Origin of the sequence: Jiangella gansuensis DSM 44835, assembly GCF_000515395.1 — a bacterium.
GTDB lineage: Bacteria > Actinomycetota > Actinomycetes > Jiangellales > Jiangellaceae > Jiangella > Jiangella gansuensis.
The window spans coordinates 4,665,418-4,679,969 of record NZ_KI911782.1; the positions used below are offsets into that span (position 1 = coordinate 4,665,418).

Sequence of the window (14,552 nt, forward strand, 5' to 3'; positions counted from 1 at the left end):
ACGGCGGGAGGCGACGTGGCACGGTCGATCTGGACCGGATACATCAGCTTCGGGCTGGTGTCGATCCCGGTGGGGCTCTATGCGGCCACCGAAGAGCACGAGGTCGCGTTCCACCAGTTCGAACGGGGCACCTCCGACCGCATCCGCTACCAGCGGGTGAACGAGCGCACCGGGCGGGAAGTCGACTACGACGACATCGTCAAGGGGCACGACGTCGGTGGCGGCGAGCACGTGATCGTCGAGCCGGACGAGCTGGCCGACATCGCGCCCGGTCGGTCGAGGGCGCTGGAGATCGACCGGTTCGTCGACCTGGCCGACGTGGACCCGATCTTCTTCCAGAAGAGCTACTACCTGGCTCCGTCGGACGAGGAGAACACGTCGTCGTACGCGCTGTTGCGGGCGGCGCTGGCGAAGACCAACCGGGCCGCCGTCGCCACGTTCGTCATGCGCGGCAAGGAGTATCTGGCCGCGATTCGCGCCTCCGACGACGTGCTCGTGCTCGAGACGCTGCATTTCGCCGACGAGGTCCGCGACCCGGCGAAGCTCTTCGACGACCTGCCGGACGCTCGAGGTGGCCGCAAGCAGCTGGACATGGCGGTGGACCTGATCGACGCGATGACCGAGCGGTGGCAGCCCGAGGCCTACCGCGACACCTACACCGAGCGCGTCAAGGAGCTGGTCGAGGCCAAGCGGGAGGGCAAGGAGGTGGTGGTCGAGAGCGAGCCGGCCGCCACCGAGGTCACCGACCTGCTGACGGCGCTGCAGCAGAGCGTCGAGGCGGCGAAGAAGGGCCGCAAGGGCGGCGGGTCGAGGGCCGGCCGGAAGTCCGGGTCGAAGCTGAAGACCCGAGTGGATCCGGACCAGCTCGCCAAGGCGCCTAAGAAGGACCTGGACAAGCTGGCCCGCGAGCTGGACATCAGCGGCCGCTCGTCGATGACGAAGGACGAGCTCGCCGCGGCGATCGAGAAGGCGCGGAAGTCCGCCGCCTGAGTGCCCCGGCCGACCTGACACACTCGATGGCGTGTCCGACCACGTCACCCGTTTGCGCGCCGACTGCTCCCGCTGCGCCGGACTGTGCTGCGTCGTGCCGGCGTTCGCGAAGTCCGCGGACTTCGCGATCGACAAGCCGGCCGGCCAGCCGTGCCGGAACCTGCGCGACGACTTCGGGTGCGGCATCCACGACCGGCTCCGGGAACGCGGCTTCCCGGGCTGCACGGTGTACGACTGCTTCGGGGCCGGGCAACAGGTCGTGCAGGTGACGTTCGGCGGCGCGGCCGACTGGCGGTCGTCGGCGGAGCTGGCGAACGCGGTGTTCGGGTCGTTCACCGTCATGCGGCACCTGCACGAGCTGCTCTGGTACCTTGACCAGGCCCGGACGCTCGCGCCCGCGGGGCCGCTGCGGGACCGGCTCGGCGCCGCCTTCGACGACGTCGACGCGCTCACGACGCTCTCGCCGGAGCTGCTCGGCGAGGTCGACGTCCCCGCCCGGCGGGCCGGCGCCGACCCGCTGCTGCGTGAGGTGAGCACTCTGCTGCGGGCCGGACACCGTGGCCGTGACCTGTCTCGCGCGGATCAGATCGGTGCCAAGCTGCGCCGCGCGAACCTCGTCGGCGCCGACCTGCGGGGAGCGCTGCTCCTCGGTGCGGACCTGCGCGGCGCCGACCTTCGGTGGGCCGACCTGATCGGTGCGGACCTGCGCGGTGCCGACCTGTCCGGTGCCCGCCTCGACACCGCGATCTTCCTCACCCAGGCCCAGATCGACGCGGCTACCGGCGACGCCGCCACGGTGCTCCCGCCGCCGCTCACCCGCCCGTCCCACTGGATCGCCCGTTGATGATCAAGGGAGCTGGGCGCGGAGGAACTCCTGCTCGGCGGCGTTGCCGGTGAGCTCCAGCGCGGCGCGGTAGGCGTCGGCCGCCTCGGCGTGCCGGCCCAGCCGTTGCAGCAGGTCGGCCTTGGTCGCCGGCAGGTACCGGTACCCGGCCAGCCGGGCGTCCCGTTCCAGCGCCTCGACCTCGGCCAGCGCCGCGGCCGGCCCGTCGACCATCGACACCGCCACGGCGCGGTTGAGCGCCACCACCGGTGAGGGCCACACCCGCAGCAGCGCGTCGTACAGGGTGCGGATCTGCGGCCAGTCGGTGGCCGCGTAACTGGGCGCCTGGGCGTGTAGTGCCGCGATCGCCGCCTGCAGCGTGAACCGTCCGGGCGGCCCGGCGGTGAGCGCCCCGACGATCAGCCGGTCGGCCTCGGCGATGAGCTCGCCGTCCCACGCGGATCGGTCCTGCTCCTCCAGCCGCAGCAGCCGGCCGTCGTCGTCGGTGCGCGTGGCCCGGCGGGCGTGGTGGGCCAGCAGCAGCGCCAGCAACCCGGCCGCCTCACGCTCGGCCGGCAGCAGCCGGTGCAGCATCCGGGCCAACTCCAGCGCCCGGTCGGTCAGCTCCTCGCGCACCAGGTCGGCGCCGGAGCGTGCCGTGTGCCCGGTGGCGTAGAGCAGGTGGATGACGGTGAGGACGGCCTCGAGGCGGGCCGGCAACTCAGCCGGTGCGGGCACCGCGTAGCGGATCCTGGCGGTCGCGATCTTCTTCTTCGCCCGGGTGATGCGGGCGGCCATGGTCGGCTCGGACACCAGGAACGCGTGCGCCACGTCGGGCGTGGCCACCCCACACACCAGGCGCAGGGTCAGCGCGACCCGGGCCTCCTCGGACAGCGCCGGGTGGCAGCAGGTGAAGATCAGCCGCAGCCGGTCGTCGGGGATCGTCGCCGCGTCGGCTTCGGCCGCCGTGCTACCGGCGTCGTCGCCGTCGACGGCCGGGTCGAGCAGCAGCGGCAGCTTGGCCTGCAGCGTGCGCTGACGGCGCAGTACGTTGAGCGCGTTGCGCCGGGCGACGGTCGTCAGCCAGGCAGCAGGCCGGTCGGGGACACCGTCGCGGGCCCACGACGTCAGCGCCTGGACGTAGGCGTCCTGCACCACCTCCTCGGCGGTGTCGATGTCGCGGGTGACCCGCACCGTCGCGGCGAGCACGAACGCCCACTCGCGACGGTGCGCGTCGGCGACGGCCTCCTGGACTCTCAGCTCAGGCCCGAGAAGTCGATGCCGAGGAGCGGCCGTACTTCGACGCCGCCGTCGACGATCGGCGTCATCCTGGCCAGCTCGATCGCGTGGTCGAGGTCGCGGGCCTCGATGACGAACACGCCGGCGAGCGCCTCCTTGGTCTCGATGAACGGGCCGTCGGTGACGAGGTCGCCGCGGATGGACGTCGCGGTGCCGCTGGGCTCCAGGGCGAGGCCGCCGATCTCGCGGCCACCGTGCTCGACGATGCGCTGCGGCAGCTGCTCGTGCGCCGCCATCACCTCCGCGGGCAGGTCGGGCGCGCCACCTCCGGCCGATTCACGCTCGAAGATGAGGATCGCGTACTGCGCCATCAGCGGGCCTCCATGGTCTCGGTCATGTCGATCGCCTCTCAGTGTCGTGGTCGTGCGTTCACTTCGTCGACACGCGAGGACCGGCGGTTTCGACAGTCGCCAGAAAATTTCTCAGACGTGTTCGGAGACGAGCACGGCGGACGTGTCCGGCTCGAGTGCCCGGAACACGTGCGGGAGGTCGCCGGGGTAGGCGACGTAGTCACCTGGCGACAGTTCGACGGGGTCGTCGGTGAGGCCGATCAGGGCCCGGCCGGCGGCCAGCACCACATGCTCGACCACCCCTGGCATGTGCGGCTCGGACACCCGTGGCTCACCGGGCTGCGCGGCGACACGGTAGATGTCGCGCCGGGCCGCCGGGGGACTGGCCGAGAGCACCGTGGCGACGTAGTCGGCCCGCTCCGACGCCACCGCCGGGCCTTCGCCGGCGCGGATGACCTGGACCCTGGGTCGCGGCGGCTCCACCAGCTGGGCGAACGGGACGTCGAGGGCGACGCTGAGCGCCCAGAGCGTCTCGACGCTGGGGTTGCCGGTGGCGGCTTCCAGCTGCGACAGGGTCGACTTCGCGATGCCGGCGCGGCGGGCCAGTTCGGCGAGGGAGAGCCCGACGCGGCGCCGCTCCCGCTGCAACGAGGCGGCGATGACAGTGAGTGGGGCTCCGGTGTTCTCGGCCATGCGTCGTTCGCTCCATCGGTCGGTAGGTTCGTCTTGACGAACGCTAGGTGCTCCGTTCATTGTAGTGACCATGCGTTCGATATGGCGAACGATCCGGTCGTCGCCGGACCTGGGCCGCGACATCGCGCTGGTCTGCGCCGCTGACGCGCTGGTCGGGCTCTCCTTCGGTGCCATCACTGTGGGCGCCGGGCTGCCCGTATGGCTGCCGATGCTGCTCTCGCTGGTGGTCTTCGCCGGGGCCGCCCAGTTCATGTTCGTCGGCCTGATCGCCTCCGGCGGCAACCCGGTCACGGCCGTCGCCGCCGGGCTGCTCGTCAACGCCCGCCACCTGCCGTTCGGGTTCACCGTCGGCGACCTACTGGGACGAGGGTGGCGCCGCGTCGTCGGCAGCCACATCATGACGGACGAATCGGTCGCGTTCGCACTGGCTCAGCCGGATCACGCGCGCCGCCGAGCCGCGTACTGGGCCGTCGGCGTCGGAGTCTTCGTCTGCTGGAACCTGGGCGTCCTGGCTGGGGCGTTCGGCGGCACGGTCGTCACCGACACCGATCGGCTCGGCCTGGACGCCGCGTTCCCCGCCGTCCTGCTGGCGCTCGTGCTGCCGTCGCTGCGCGACCCCGCGACTCGCCGGGCGGCGGCGGCCGGAGCTGTGATCACACTGGTCACGACGCCCTTCCTGCCGGCTGGGTTGCCGGTGCTGCTGGCCCTGGCCGGAGTGCTGCTGGCGCTGAGCGGCCGGCGCGGCGGCGCGACGTCGTCGCCGTCGTCGTCGGCGCCCGAGTCCTCGGAGGCGGCACGGTGACGATGTCCTGGCCGGTGCTGGTGGCGGCCGTGCTGGTGCTGGCCGCCGGCACCTTCGCGTTCCGTATCGCCGGGCCGCTGGTGCGGGAGCGGATGTCGGTCTCGGTGTCGCCCGACGTCGAACGGCTGGTCGCGATCGGCGCCGTCGTTCTTCTGGCCGCGCTGGTCGCCACGAGCGCGCTGCTGGACGACGGCGGGCCGGCCGGCGTCGCCCGCCCGGCGGGAGTGGCCGTGGGCGGTCTGCTGGCCTGGCGGCGGGTCCCGTTCGTCCTGATCGTGGTGGCGGCTGCCGGGGTCGCCGCCGGCCTGCGCCTGCTCGGCGTCCCATGATCAACCGCGGCGAAAATGGGTGGTGCCGCGTCGGCGGGGGCGGCATCATCGCCGTCATGACCTTCACGCCCGCGTCCGCGCTCCTGCCCGTCCTCGACCTTGTCGGGGCGAAGCAGCAGCAGACGCCGTCGTCTTGGCGGAGGTCGACCAGCACAGCACCATGACCGCGGCGCTCATCGCCGGGGTGCTGGCCGGGTACGGCATCGCGATTCCGGTCGGAGCCGTCGGCGCCTATCTGGTCGCGCTCACCGCCCGGACGACGTGGCGGGTCGGGGCAGCCGCGGCGCTCGGAATCGCCACCGTCGACGGAGCCTATGCGGTGGTGGCCGTGCTCGGGGGCGCGGCGCTGGCTGGGTCGATCGAGGCATACGCGGAGCCGCTGCGCTGGGTCTCGGCCGGGGTGCTCCTCGCCATGGCGGCGGCCGGTGCGGTGCGGGCATACGCGCGGCACCGCGCCGGGCCGCTCGGGGCCACCGCCGCGCCGTCCCGGAACCGTCCGGTCACCGCGCTGCGGTCGTACCTGGCGTTCATCGGCATCACGGCGGTCAACCCGCTGACGGTGGTGTACTTCGCCGCCCTGGTGGTCGGCAGCCGGGCCGACCTGGACGGCGGCGCCGAGGCGACGGTGTTCGTGGCGGCCGCGTTCGCGGCGTCGGCCAGCTGGCAACTCCTGCTGGCCAGCGGTGGCGCGCTGCTCGGCCGCTTCGTCGTCAGCGACCGCGGCCGGCTGGCGACGGCGCTGGTGTCCAGCGCGATGATCATCGCGCTGGCCGTGCACATGGTCGTCGGCTGAGGGTCAGGAGCTGCTGCTTGTCCTTCCCATCGGCTGGCGCACCAGGATCTCGTCGACGTAGCAGTACTGCCAGCCCGCGCCCGGCTCCAGCGACTGGATCACCGGGTGCCGCTCCCGCTCGAAGTGAGCGGTGGTGTGCTTGTTCGGCGAGTCGTCGCAGCAGCCGACATAGCCGCACTTCATGCACAGGCGCAGCTGCACCCAGGCGTCGCCGAGCTCGACGCATTCCTGGCACACGTCGACGTCGGAGTCGGTGATCTTCATCTGGTCCTGGTGCGTGCACGACGTGCTCATCGTCTCCGAACGCACGTACCGGTACTCCGAGCGCAGCAGCCGATCCGGCACGAAGCGGGTGAAGTGCCGCGACTGCGTCGCCAGCAGCGGCGCCACGATGGCCAGCACCAGCACGTACAGCGCGACGAACGGGCCGAGCCGCCTGTCCAGGCCGGCCGCGATGGCGAGGGTCGCCAGGATCAGCGAGAACTCGCCCCGCCCCAGCACCGTCAGCCCCACGTTCACCGCTCCCAGCTGGTTGAACCCGAACAGCCTGGCGGTGACGATGCCGGCGGTCAGGTTGGTGGCCAGGGTGACGACGACGGCGATGGCCACCGGCAGGGCCACCTCACCGAGGTCGGCGACGTCGATGGTGAGCCCGAACGAAACGAAGAAGATGGCCGCGAACACGTCCCGCAGCGGCAGGACCAGTTGCTCGACCCGCTCCTTCAACGTCGTCTGCGAGACCACGAGGCCGATCATGAGCGCCCCGATGGCCTCGGAGACCCCGACCTCCAGGGCGATGCCCGCCACCAGCACGACGAGCCCGACCATGAGGATGGCCAGCAGCTCGTTCTCCCGGGTGTCCAGCAGCACCGCCACGGCACGGGCGCCGAACCGGGCCATCGCGAAGAGCAGCACCAGGAAGCCGAAGCTGATCAACAGGTCGAGGACGAACTCGGACGTCGAGCCGGAGTCGTTCAGCACCGGCGACAGCAGCGCCAGGTAGAACGCGAGGAAGAGATCCTCGATGACGATGATGCCGAGGATGACGGGCGTTTCGGCGTTGGTCAGCCGGCGCAGCTCGATGAGCAGCTTCGTCGCGATCGCGGAGGACGAGATGCCCAGCGCCCCGGCGGTCACGAACGCCTCGGCCGTTCCCCAGCCCAGCGCGAACCCCAGCATCAGGCCGGCGCTGATGTTCAGCGCGATGTAGACGCCAGCGGCGATGAACAGCCGCCGGCCGCTGCCCAGGACCTGGTCGGCCGGGAACTCCACACCGAGGTGGAACAGCAGCAACACCAGACCCAGCGAGGCCAGGATGGCGAGGTCCTCCGGATGCTCGATGAGCGTCGGTCCGGGCGTGCCCGGACCGAGGAGGATGCCCACCAGCATGTAGCACGGCACGGTGGGTAACCCGAACCGCCGGCCCAACCGCGCGACGAGCCCGGCGATCAGGACCAGCGCGCCCAGTCCGATGAGATCCGCGTGCACAGCCCCTAGCCCTCGAAGAACGTGCCGGTGAGGACAGCTCCGAGCTTCAGCGCCTGCTCGCTGGTGAGCTCGAGGACCGCCGTGGGCTCCTCGCCCTTGTCGGTGAAGACGTAGAGGTCGCGGCTGCCGTGCCGTACGACCACGGAGATGCGCTGAGTGGCGCTTCCCAGATCGATGTCGTAGCGCTTCCCGATGCCGGGAAGCTCCTGCATGTGAACGCCCTGACCCATGATGTGGTGTCCTTTCGTCCAGGCGACCAGCGCAAGTCTAGAGCCGCCGGAGGCGTTGGAAGACCGGCTCAGGTCGGCCGACACCGGCACCGTCGCCCAGTTGGTCACACAAACGCGTCGCGCCGGCCGGCAGAAACGGCTCCAGCTCACCGGCGAGGGCGCGGCAGGCATGCACGAGAACCCCCAGCACGTTCGCGAGATGCGCGGCCGCCGCGGTGTCGCCCGCGGTGGCCCGCCGGGCCAGCTCCCACGGCCGTTCGCCCTCCACCGTCCGGTTGCCCTGGTCGACGACGGCGCCGATCGCTGCGGTGGCGGCGCGCAGGTCGAAGATCGCCAGCGCCCGGTCGACGGCGTCTGGCAGCGCGTCCGCCGCGATCACGAGCGGATGGCCGCCCGCGCCCGTGGCCCATGGACCGGCCACGACGCCGTCGCCGAATCGGTGCACGAGGGTGAGCGTGCGGTGCACCAGGTTGCCGAGCCCGTTCGCCAGGTCCTGGTCGTGCCGCGTGAGCAGGCGGTCCACGGTGAAGTCGGTGTCACCGATGCGTGCGACGTCGCGTACGAGCCACCAGCGCACGGCGTCGCTTCCGTAACGGCGGGCCAGTCCGGCCGGATCGGCGGCGTGCCCCACGCCCTTGGCCAGCTTGGCGCCGTCGACGCTGAGATAGTCGTGGACGTAGACGGCCGTCGGCAGCGGCAGACCGGCCGACAGCAGCTGGGCCAGCCAGAACACGGCGTGGAACCGCACGATGCCCTTGCCGACGACGTGGATCCGCTCGGCGGACTCGACCCACCAGGTGCGGAAGGGTTTGCCGTCGTCGTCGTCGTGGTGGTCGTCGTGGCCGCCGTCGGCCGGGTCCGCGCCGGTGGAGCCGTAGCCGAGCGCCGTCACGTAGTTGGCCAGCGCGTCCCACCAGACGTAGACCACCTGAGCCGGGTCGTCGGGGACGGCGATGCCCCAGCCGCCGGCCCGGTCTGCCGGGCGGGAGACGCTGATGTCGGCCAGACCCGCTCGGACGAACGCGAGCACCTCGTTGCGGCGCGCGGCCGGCTCGACCCGGACTCGGCCGGACTCCAGCACGGCGCGCAGGGCGTCGGTGTAGCGGGACAGCCGGAAGAACCAGTTCTCCTCGCTGACTCGTTCCGGTGCGGTGCCGTGCTCCGGGCAACGCCCGCCGGCCAGTTCCTCCAGCGCGTAGAACTGCTCACAGCCGGCGCAGTAGAGGCCCTCGTAGCGGCGTCGGTAGAGGTCGCCGTTCGCGGCGCACCGCCGCCAGATCCGCCGCACCCCGGGCGCGTGTCGCGGATCGGTTCCGGTGCGGATGTGGTCGTCGTAGGAGAGTTGGAGCGGCTCGCGCAGCGCCGCGAACCGGGCCGCATTGGCTGCGACGAACTCGCGGACGTCCACACCCGCAGCATGGGCGGCGGTGACGTTCTTGAGGGCGTTGTCGTCCGTTCCGGTCAGGAACCGGACCGGTCGCCGACGCCGGCGGGCATGCCGGGCGAGAACGTCGGCCTGCACCAGCTCCAGCGCGTGGCCGAGGTGCGGGTCGCCGTTGACGTAGGGGATCGCGGTCGTGACGTAGACATGGGTGTTCTCGGGGGTCGTGGTCATGATGGTCTCCTTCCGCCCTGCCGTGGACGATGGAGCCCGGACACACGAAAGCCCCCGCATCGGCAGGGGCTTCGGCTGGTCGGTGACTGTGTCAGCGCACGCTCGGCGGCCCCGTGACGGGGCGCATCATCCGCTGGTGGCGCTGGTTCATAACGCCATCGTACGCGGCCGACGTCTGGCTGGCCTTCGTCGTCGGTGACCCGACCTGTGCTGGGGCGCTTTCGGCGCCGCACCGCGGCCACCTCGTCCGCGCTGAGGATCGGCATCGCGCTGACGATGGCCATCTCGATGTGTCTGCGGGCGTTGTCGGTGGTGGCTGTTAGGGTCGTTCGTATGTTCGGAAACAGCGGTCTGAGTGGTGCGTTGCGGGATGTTGATCCCGCGGCGGCGGGTCTGGTTGCCCGCGACCCGCAGACCGGGGCGTGGGTGAGCTTCGACCCGGGCGAGCTGCCCGACGACGCCGACGTCGGCCTGGATGTGCTGCCGGACGGTTTCCTCGATGCGGAGTTGACGGCCCTGCTCGACACCGACGCGGGCGGTGGTGTGCTGGTCGAGGAGACGCTGCCGGGGCCGGACTTGGCGGAGGCCTTGGCAGCGGTGAAGCTGGGGGCGGTGTCGACGTATGACGTGGTGGAGGCGGTCGCAGGGTGGGGCCGGCTGATTGCCTGGGCGCAGGCCGGGCAGGCGGCGGCGTTGGCGGAGCTGACCGCCCGCCCGGAACTGCAACCCGAACGGTGTGGGTATCGGTCGGTGAACCCGGTCACGAACACCGCGGTCGAGGTCGCCGCGCGGACGGTGACGACGGCCCGGCAGGCGGAGAACCTGATCGGGCACGCGGTGCAACTGGTGCAGGACTTTCCCGCCACCCAGCAGGCGCTGGCGCGCGGGCTGATCGATGAGCGTCGCGCACGGGTGATCACCGGCGAGTTGGGTGGACAGGACGAGCAGGTGCGGCGGCGGGTGGAGGCGGCGGTGCTGCCGGTGGCGCCTGGGTTGGACTCGGTGGCGCTGCGGCGGCGGATCACCCAGTTGCTGCACGAGCTCGCCCCGGTCCAGACCGAGCAGCGGTGCCGGGAAGCGCGGGAGCGTCGTGATGTGACGGTCACGCCGGCGGCGGATGCGATGGCCTATCTGCAGGCGTTCTTGCCGGCGGAGGATGCGATGGCGGTGAAGACGGTCCTGGATGCCGCGGCCGGCACCCTGAAGCGTGGTGACCGTGCCGCCGGACGCCAGCCGGTTCGTACGGCGGCGCAGTGTCGCGCGGACGCGCTCGCGGCGCTGGCGTGGGCCGCCCTGGACACCCAACACATCGGCCCCACCCCCGGCCCGCGGGGCGACGGCGACCCGAACCCGAACCCGAGCCCGGACTCACACCCGGGCCCGGCTGCCGGCCCGGGCCAGGTGGCGTTCACGGTGGCGGCATCAGACCCGGTCCCGGGTCTGGTCGCGCAGCCGGTCGCGCTCGCGTTCCAGCATCGGCCCGGCTGCCCCTGCAACTGCAACCGTGGACTCGACGTGCCTGGGACGCGGCTCGACCTCCCAGAGGCCGACGCCGGGGCCGGGCCGACCGGCGAGACCACCCCGCCGGGCGCAACAGGGTCCCCGACACGGGGCGTGGCCGGCTCCTCCTCGTCGGGGGAGCCGGTGGCGATCCCGCTCGCGTCCGCGCAGGGGCAGGCGGTGGCGGTGCAGGTGACGTTCGCGTTCCGGTCACTGGCCGGGCTCAGCGACGAGCCCGCGCACCTGGACGGCTACGGCCCCATCCCGGCCCACATAGGCAGGCATCTGGCCGCCGCCGGGATCTGGCAGTGGGTCGGCACCGACCCGGCCAGCGGCCGGTACGTCGACCACGGCCACACCCGCTACCGGCCCACCCAAGCACTCATCGACCACGTCATCCTGCGCGACCGAACCTGCCGCACCCCCGGCTGCCACCAGCCCGCGACACGTTGCGACATCGACCATGTCGTCGCCCACGCCGCCGGCGGCCCCACCACCGCCTGCAACTGCCAGCCACTGTGCCGGACCCATCACCTGCTCAAACACCGCGGCCGTTGGCGCGTGGCGCAGCAACCCGACGGCACCACCGTGTGGACCAGCCCCACCGGACACACCTACCGGAAACCACCCGAACCCATCGACCCCACCCACCCGACCACCGCGCAACCACCCCACCGGAACGACAACGACCACAACACCGACCACGACACCGCCGGCGCCGGCGACCAGAGCGACCACGCCGGCCCGCCACCCGATCCGGACGACACGCCCCCGTACTGACCGCGGTCAGCGCACCAGCCGCGGGGATCGCCCGCCAGTCTCGCGTGCACCGGCCCCATCGGCTTGGCGGGGACACCGTCCCACCAGGGCCGACGGCGACGATCACACCACGACGACGCGGTCGCCCACGGCGCCGACCCCCGCTGTAACCGTGCTCAGCGCACCGGCCAGCCCATCCCGACAAGCCGCAGAACTGGCTGTGACAAGCTGATGACAACAATACGTGACGTAGTTATGTCCTTTTTGGTTGGACATTTCAAGAACGCCAAACTCAATGTCGTCGATTCGGTGAGCGATTTCTTCGTTTGTCCTTGCGCTACTTCTTTTCCTGCATAGACTCACTGTCAAGACCTACCCGGTCGTCCGGACCGAGAGCTTGGCCTGGCAGGTCCCCATCCGAAGATCCTTGTCACTAAGGAGACCGTCGTGGACACAATCTCGGGCCTGCTGGACAGCATCCTCGCCCTCGTCAACGGGCTGCTCGGCACCGTTACCGGTTTGCTCGGATAACGGTTGAAAGGACGCTAGTCCTCTTTCCATGGTGGGCGCTTGGCGGCTCCCCACCATCCCGTCCGCGTATGCCCGAGGCTCTGGCCCGGGCATACGCGGACGGTTCTTTGTTCGCCGGCAGTTCACCCGACAGTTCACCTGACAGTGCGACTGGCCGCTCGTCGGTGAATTCCAGGTGCTCGGCGCCTCACCGCGTCATTCGGGGGCGATCTCGCGTGGCATGATGTCGTGCGGCAGGCTCGTCCGGGCCGCGCGCAGGAACGCGTACGGCGTGCGCCGGCCCAGGTTGGCGACTCGCGACGTGTAGATGTCGGCGTACTTCTCCACCTGCCTCGCGAACAGGCTCTTGTCGTTGCCGGCACGCATCATCGGACCCCAGGTCGGGTTACCCAACTCACTGGCCGCCCGGGCCAGCGGCGCGACCCGCTCGTCGAGCCGTTTCAGCGCCTCACGCAGCGCCTCCACCGTCTCGCCCGGCACGTCGCCGCCGGTGACGTCGTCGTCCGGGACGTCGTCGGCATTGCTACGCAGCAGGGCGAGCCGAGCGTGGGCAAGGCGGTCCTCCAGGTCGGCCTTCTCGGTCATGAGCCGGCGCAACTCGCTCTCCGCCGAGGCGAAGTCGGCCGCAGCGGCGATCTCGGCCTCGAGCTCGCGCATGATCAGTGCCGTCCGCCAGCGCAGCGCCGACTTCGTGACATGCACGTCGCCGAAGAGGTGGTCGCCGACGTAGAGGATCTCCGCGCCGGTGAGCTGCAGGCTCTGCTCGACGCGGCGCGCCGAGCCGCCGTGGTACACCTCGCCGGTCTCGAACGGGCCCCAGTGCGGCTGCAGCAGCGCGCGGTCCGGGTCGACCACCCGGTAGGCCGGCGGGTTGGCGGAGAAGAACTGTGGCTTCGACGCCGCCACCACGACCATGTCGAACAGGTCGCGCCACGATCCGGACGGCACGTGCCGGTCGAACGCGTAGCTCATCATCGCCGACGTGTAGGTCCAGTCGCTGTTGGTGATCAGCAGCAGCCGCTTGCCTGCCAGCCGCTGATCCATGAGCGTGCGAGCGGTACCCGGGTCGAGGTCGCAGAACCGGTCCGGATCGGCGACGATCTCCGCTTTGAGCGCGCCCGTCATGTGCGACTCGTCCAGCGCTCCCGACACCACGCGGTACAGCTCGTCGTACCCGAGCGGCCCGGGGATGGTGCCGTTGTCGAGGCGATCGACCAGCTGCGCGTACAGCGCGGACTCGGAGATGGTGAACAGGGTGTTCATGAACCGGAAGCGGCTGTCGTTGAGGTCCACGGTGATGCCGGCGTACGTGGTGCGCAACTCGTCGAACGACAGCTGGCGGGTGCCGTGCTGGGCCTGGATGACGTACCCGAACCGGGTGGCCTTGACGAGGTTGCCCAGTTCGAGGTCGATGACCAGGCCCTGCAGATAGTGGTCGTGCTCGAACACCAGACCGTCGACGGGGTAGTCACCGGCTTTCAGCACCCGGCAGGCATGTTCGAACGCCGTGCGTTCCCACGCCTCGGTCCGGTAGTGGATGAGCGTGTAGTCCATGTCGTAGCCGATGGCTTGGACGGAACGCAGGTTCAGCGTGCGGTTGGCGTAGACCCCACGTACCAGGTGCTCCGGAGACATCATGGCCCCAAGGCTAGGAGGTCGCGGGCACTCCGGTGACCGGAAGTCCGGCGGCCGCCCAGGCATGGAAGCCGCCGATCATGTCGGTGGCGTTGCGCAGCCCCAGCTCACGCAGCGATGCCGCCGCCAGGCTGGACGCGTACCCCTCGTTGCAGAAGACGACGATGGTGCGCCGCGGCTCGCCGGCCTGGCGGTCGCATGCGGAGGACAATACCCACTGGGTTAGTGGGAATCAAGTGTTCGCCCGGCGGCGGGCCGGGGGAGTGGGAGGGCCTACTTGATGGCGCCCATGGAGAGTCCGCGGACGAGTTGCTTCTGTGCCACCCAGCCGGCGATGACCACCGGCAACGACGCCAGCGTGGCCGCCGCCGAGAGCTGCGCCCAATAGAGACCTTCGCTGGTCATGAAGCCCACCAGGAACAACGGGACGGTGGCGGCCTGCGACGCGGTGAGGTTCACGGCGAAGAAGAACTCGTTCCACGAGAAGATCACGCAGATCTACGAAGGCACCAACCAGATCCAGCGCATGGTCATGGCAAGACAGCTGCTCAAAGGGGTGGTGAGCTTCTAGTCCGAGGGCGCGCATAGGGCCGGTTTTCATGATCGGGCCGTCTCTGGGCCGTCACTTTCAGATCCGAACACGGCGTCGACGGCCTGTCGGGCCCGCTCGTGGCTCGACGGCACGAGATGTGTGTACGTCCGCAACGTGAAGCCGGCATCGGCGTGCCCCAGGTACTCGGCCACCTCCTTGATCGACACTCCGCGGGAGAGCAAC

Annotated in this window: 13 protein-coding genes and 3 pseudogenes; 6 read left to right on the forward strand and 10 right to left on the reverse strand. The window is 70.8% G+C overall.

The annotated features are described in order from the left end of the window. The first annotated feature begins 15 nt into the window (after positions 1–15). Both ku and JIAGA_RS0121930 read left to right on the forward strand, forming a co-directional pair. The gene (gene ku / locus JIAGA_RS0121925) at positions 16–990 is read left to right on the forward strand and encodes a non-homologous end joining protein Ku (RefSeq protein WP_026877302.1); all 975 of its coding nucleotides are present in this window, start codon (positions 16–18) and stop codon (positions 988–990) included. Positions 991–1,021: 31 nt separating this feature from the next. After that, positions 1,022–1,834, forward strand: coding sequence for a pentapeptide repeat-containing protein (locus JIAGA_RS0121930; protein ID WP_026877303.1), 813 nt, complete (start codon positions 1,022–1,024; stop codon positions 1,832–1,834). Positions 1,835–1,837: 3 nt separating this feature from the next. Here JIAGA_RS0121930 and JIAGA_RS0121935 read toward each other — a convergent pair whose 3' ends face one another. The 3 genes from JIAGA_RS0121935 to JIAGA_RS0121945 all read right to left on the reverse strand — a co-directional run bounded on the left by JIAGA_RS0121935 (position 1,838) and on the right by JIAGA_RS0121945 (position 4,095). Continuing rightward, positions 1,838–3,022, reverse strand: coding sequence for an RNA polymerase sigma factor (locus JIAGA_RS0121935; RefSeq protein WP_026877304.1), 1,185 nt, complete (start codon positions 3,020–3,022; stop codon positions 1,838–1,840). 47 nt (positions 3,023–3,069) lie between these two features. Beyond that, positions 3,070–3,423, reverse strand: a complete 354-nt coding sequence (locus JIAGA_RS0121940; protein ID WP_026877305.1) for a YciI family protein — start codon at positions 3,421–3,423, stop codon at positions 3,070–3,072. 111 nt (positions 3,424–3,534) lie between these two features. Continuing rightward, positions 3,535–4,095 (reverse strand): helix-turn-helix domain-containing protein, encoded by a 561-nt coding sequence (locus tag JIAGA_RS0121945; protein ID WP_026877306.1) that lies wholly within the window; start codon positions 4,093–4,095, stop codon positions 3,535–3,537. Positions 4,096–4,165: 70 nt separating this feature from the next. Between JIAGA_RS0121945 and JIAGA_RS31655 the strand changes: the two genes are divergently transcribed. The 3 genes from JIAGA_RS31655 to JIAGA_RS0121960 all read left to right on the forward strand — a co-directional run bounded on the left by JIAGA_RS31655 (position 4,166) and on the right by JIAGA_RS0121960 (position 6,019). Beyond that, on the forward strand, positions 4,166–4,897 hold the full coding sequence (locus JIAGA_RS31655) for an AzlC family ABC transporter permease (RefSeq protein ID WP_051426718.1): 732 nt from the start codon (positions 4,166–4,168) through the stop codon (positions 4,895–4,897). Positions 4,898–4,899: 2 nt separating this feature from the next. Then, positions 4,900–5,226: an AzlD domain-containing protein gene (locus JIAGA_RS0121955; RefSeq protein ID WP_026877307.1), complete on the forward strand. Its 327-nt coding sequence runs from the start codon at positions 4,900–4,902 to the stop codon at positions 5,224–5,226. Positions 5,227–5,386: 160 nt separating this feature from the next. Continuing rightward, a complete protein-coding gene (locus JIAGA_RS0121960; RefSeq protein ID WP_026877308.1) occupies positions 5,387–6,019 on the forward strand; it encodes a LysE family transporter in 633 nt (210 codons plus the stop codon). A gap of 3 nt (positions 6,020–6,022) precedes the next feature. Here JIAGA_RS0121960 and JIAGA_RS0121965 read toward each other — a convergent pair whose 3' ends face one another. Genes JIAGA_RS0121965 through metG form a run of 3 tightly spaced genes read right to left on the reverse strand, consistent with a single transcriptional unit; the run spans position 6,023 to position 9,352 of the window. Continuing rightward, the gene (locus tag JIAGA_RS0121965; RefSeq protein WP_026877309.1) at positions 6,023–7,507 is read right to left on the reverse strand and encodes a cation:proton antiporter domain-containing protein; all 1,485 of its coding nucleotides are present in this window, start codon (positions 7,505–7,507) and stop codon (positions 6,023–6,025) included. Positions 7,508–7,512: 5 nt separating this feature from the next. Then, a complete protein-coding gene (locus tag JIAGA_RS0121970) occupies positions 7,513–7,737 on the reverse strand; it encodes a cation:proton antiporter regulatory subunit (RefSeq protein ID WP_026877310.1) in 225 nt (74 codons plus the stop codon). 37 nt (positions 7,738–7,774) lie between these two features. Beyond that, a complete protein-coding gene (gene metG / locus JIAGA_RS0121975) occupies positions 7,775–9,352 on the reverse strand; it encodes a methionine--tRNA ligase (RefSeq protein ID WP_035812844.1) in 1,578 nt (525 codons plus the stop codon). Positions 9,353–9,685: 333 nt separating this feature from the next. Between metG and JIAGA_RS33415 the strand changes: the two genes are divergently transcribed. Beyond that, a complete protein-coding gene (locus JIAGA_RS33415; RefSeq protein ID WP_169738921.1) occupies positions 9,686–11,632 on the forward strand; it encodes an HNH endonuclease signature motif containing protein in 1,947 nt (648 codons plus the stop codon). A 705-nt stretch (positions 11,633–12,337) separates the two neighbouring features. Here the strand turns inward: JIAGA_RS33415 and JIAGA_RS31665 are convergent. The 4 genes and pseudogenes from JIAGA_RS31665 to JIAGA_RS36240 form a co-directional block, all read right to left on the reverse strand. Further along, entirely contained in the window at positions 12,338–13,780 is a 1,443-nt protein-coding gene (locus tag JIAGA_RS31665) for an HAD-IG family 5'-nucleotidase (RefSeq protein ID WP_035812846.1), read from the reverse strand. A gap of 10 nt (positions 13,781–13,790) precedes the next feature. Then, a pseudogene (locus JIAGA_RS31670) lies at positions 13,791–13,949 on the reverse strand (rhodanese-like domain-containing protein); the annotation flags it as partial. Positions 13,950–14,050: 101 nt separating this feature from the next. Next, positions 14,051–14,275, reverse strand: a pseudogene (locus JIAGA_RS36235) (carbohydrate ABC transporter permease); the annotation flags it as partial. A 99-nt stretch (positions 14,276–14,374) separates the two neighbouring features. Then, positions 14,375–14,552 (reverse strand): annotated as a pseudogene (locus tag JIAGA_RS36240) (site-specific integrase); the annotation flags it as partial.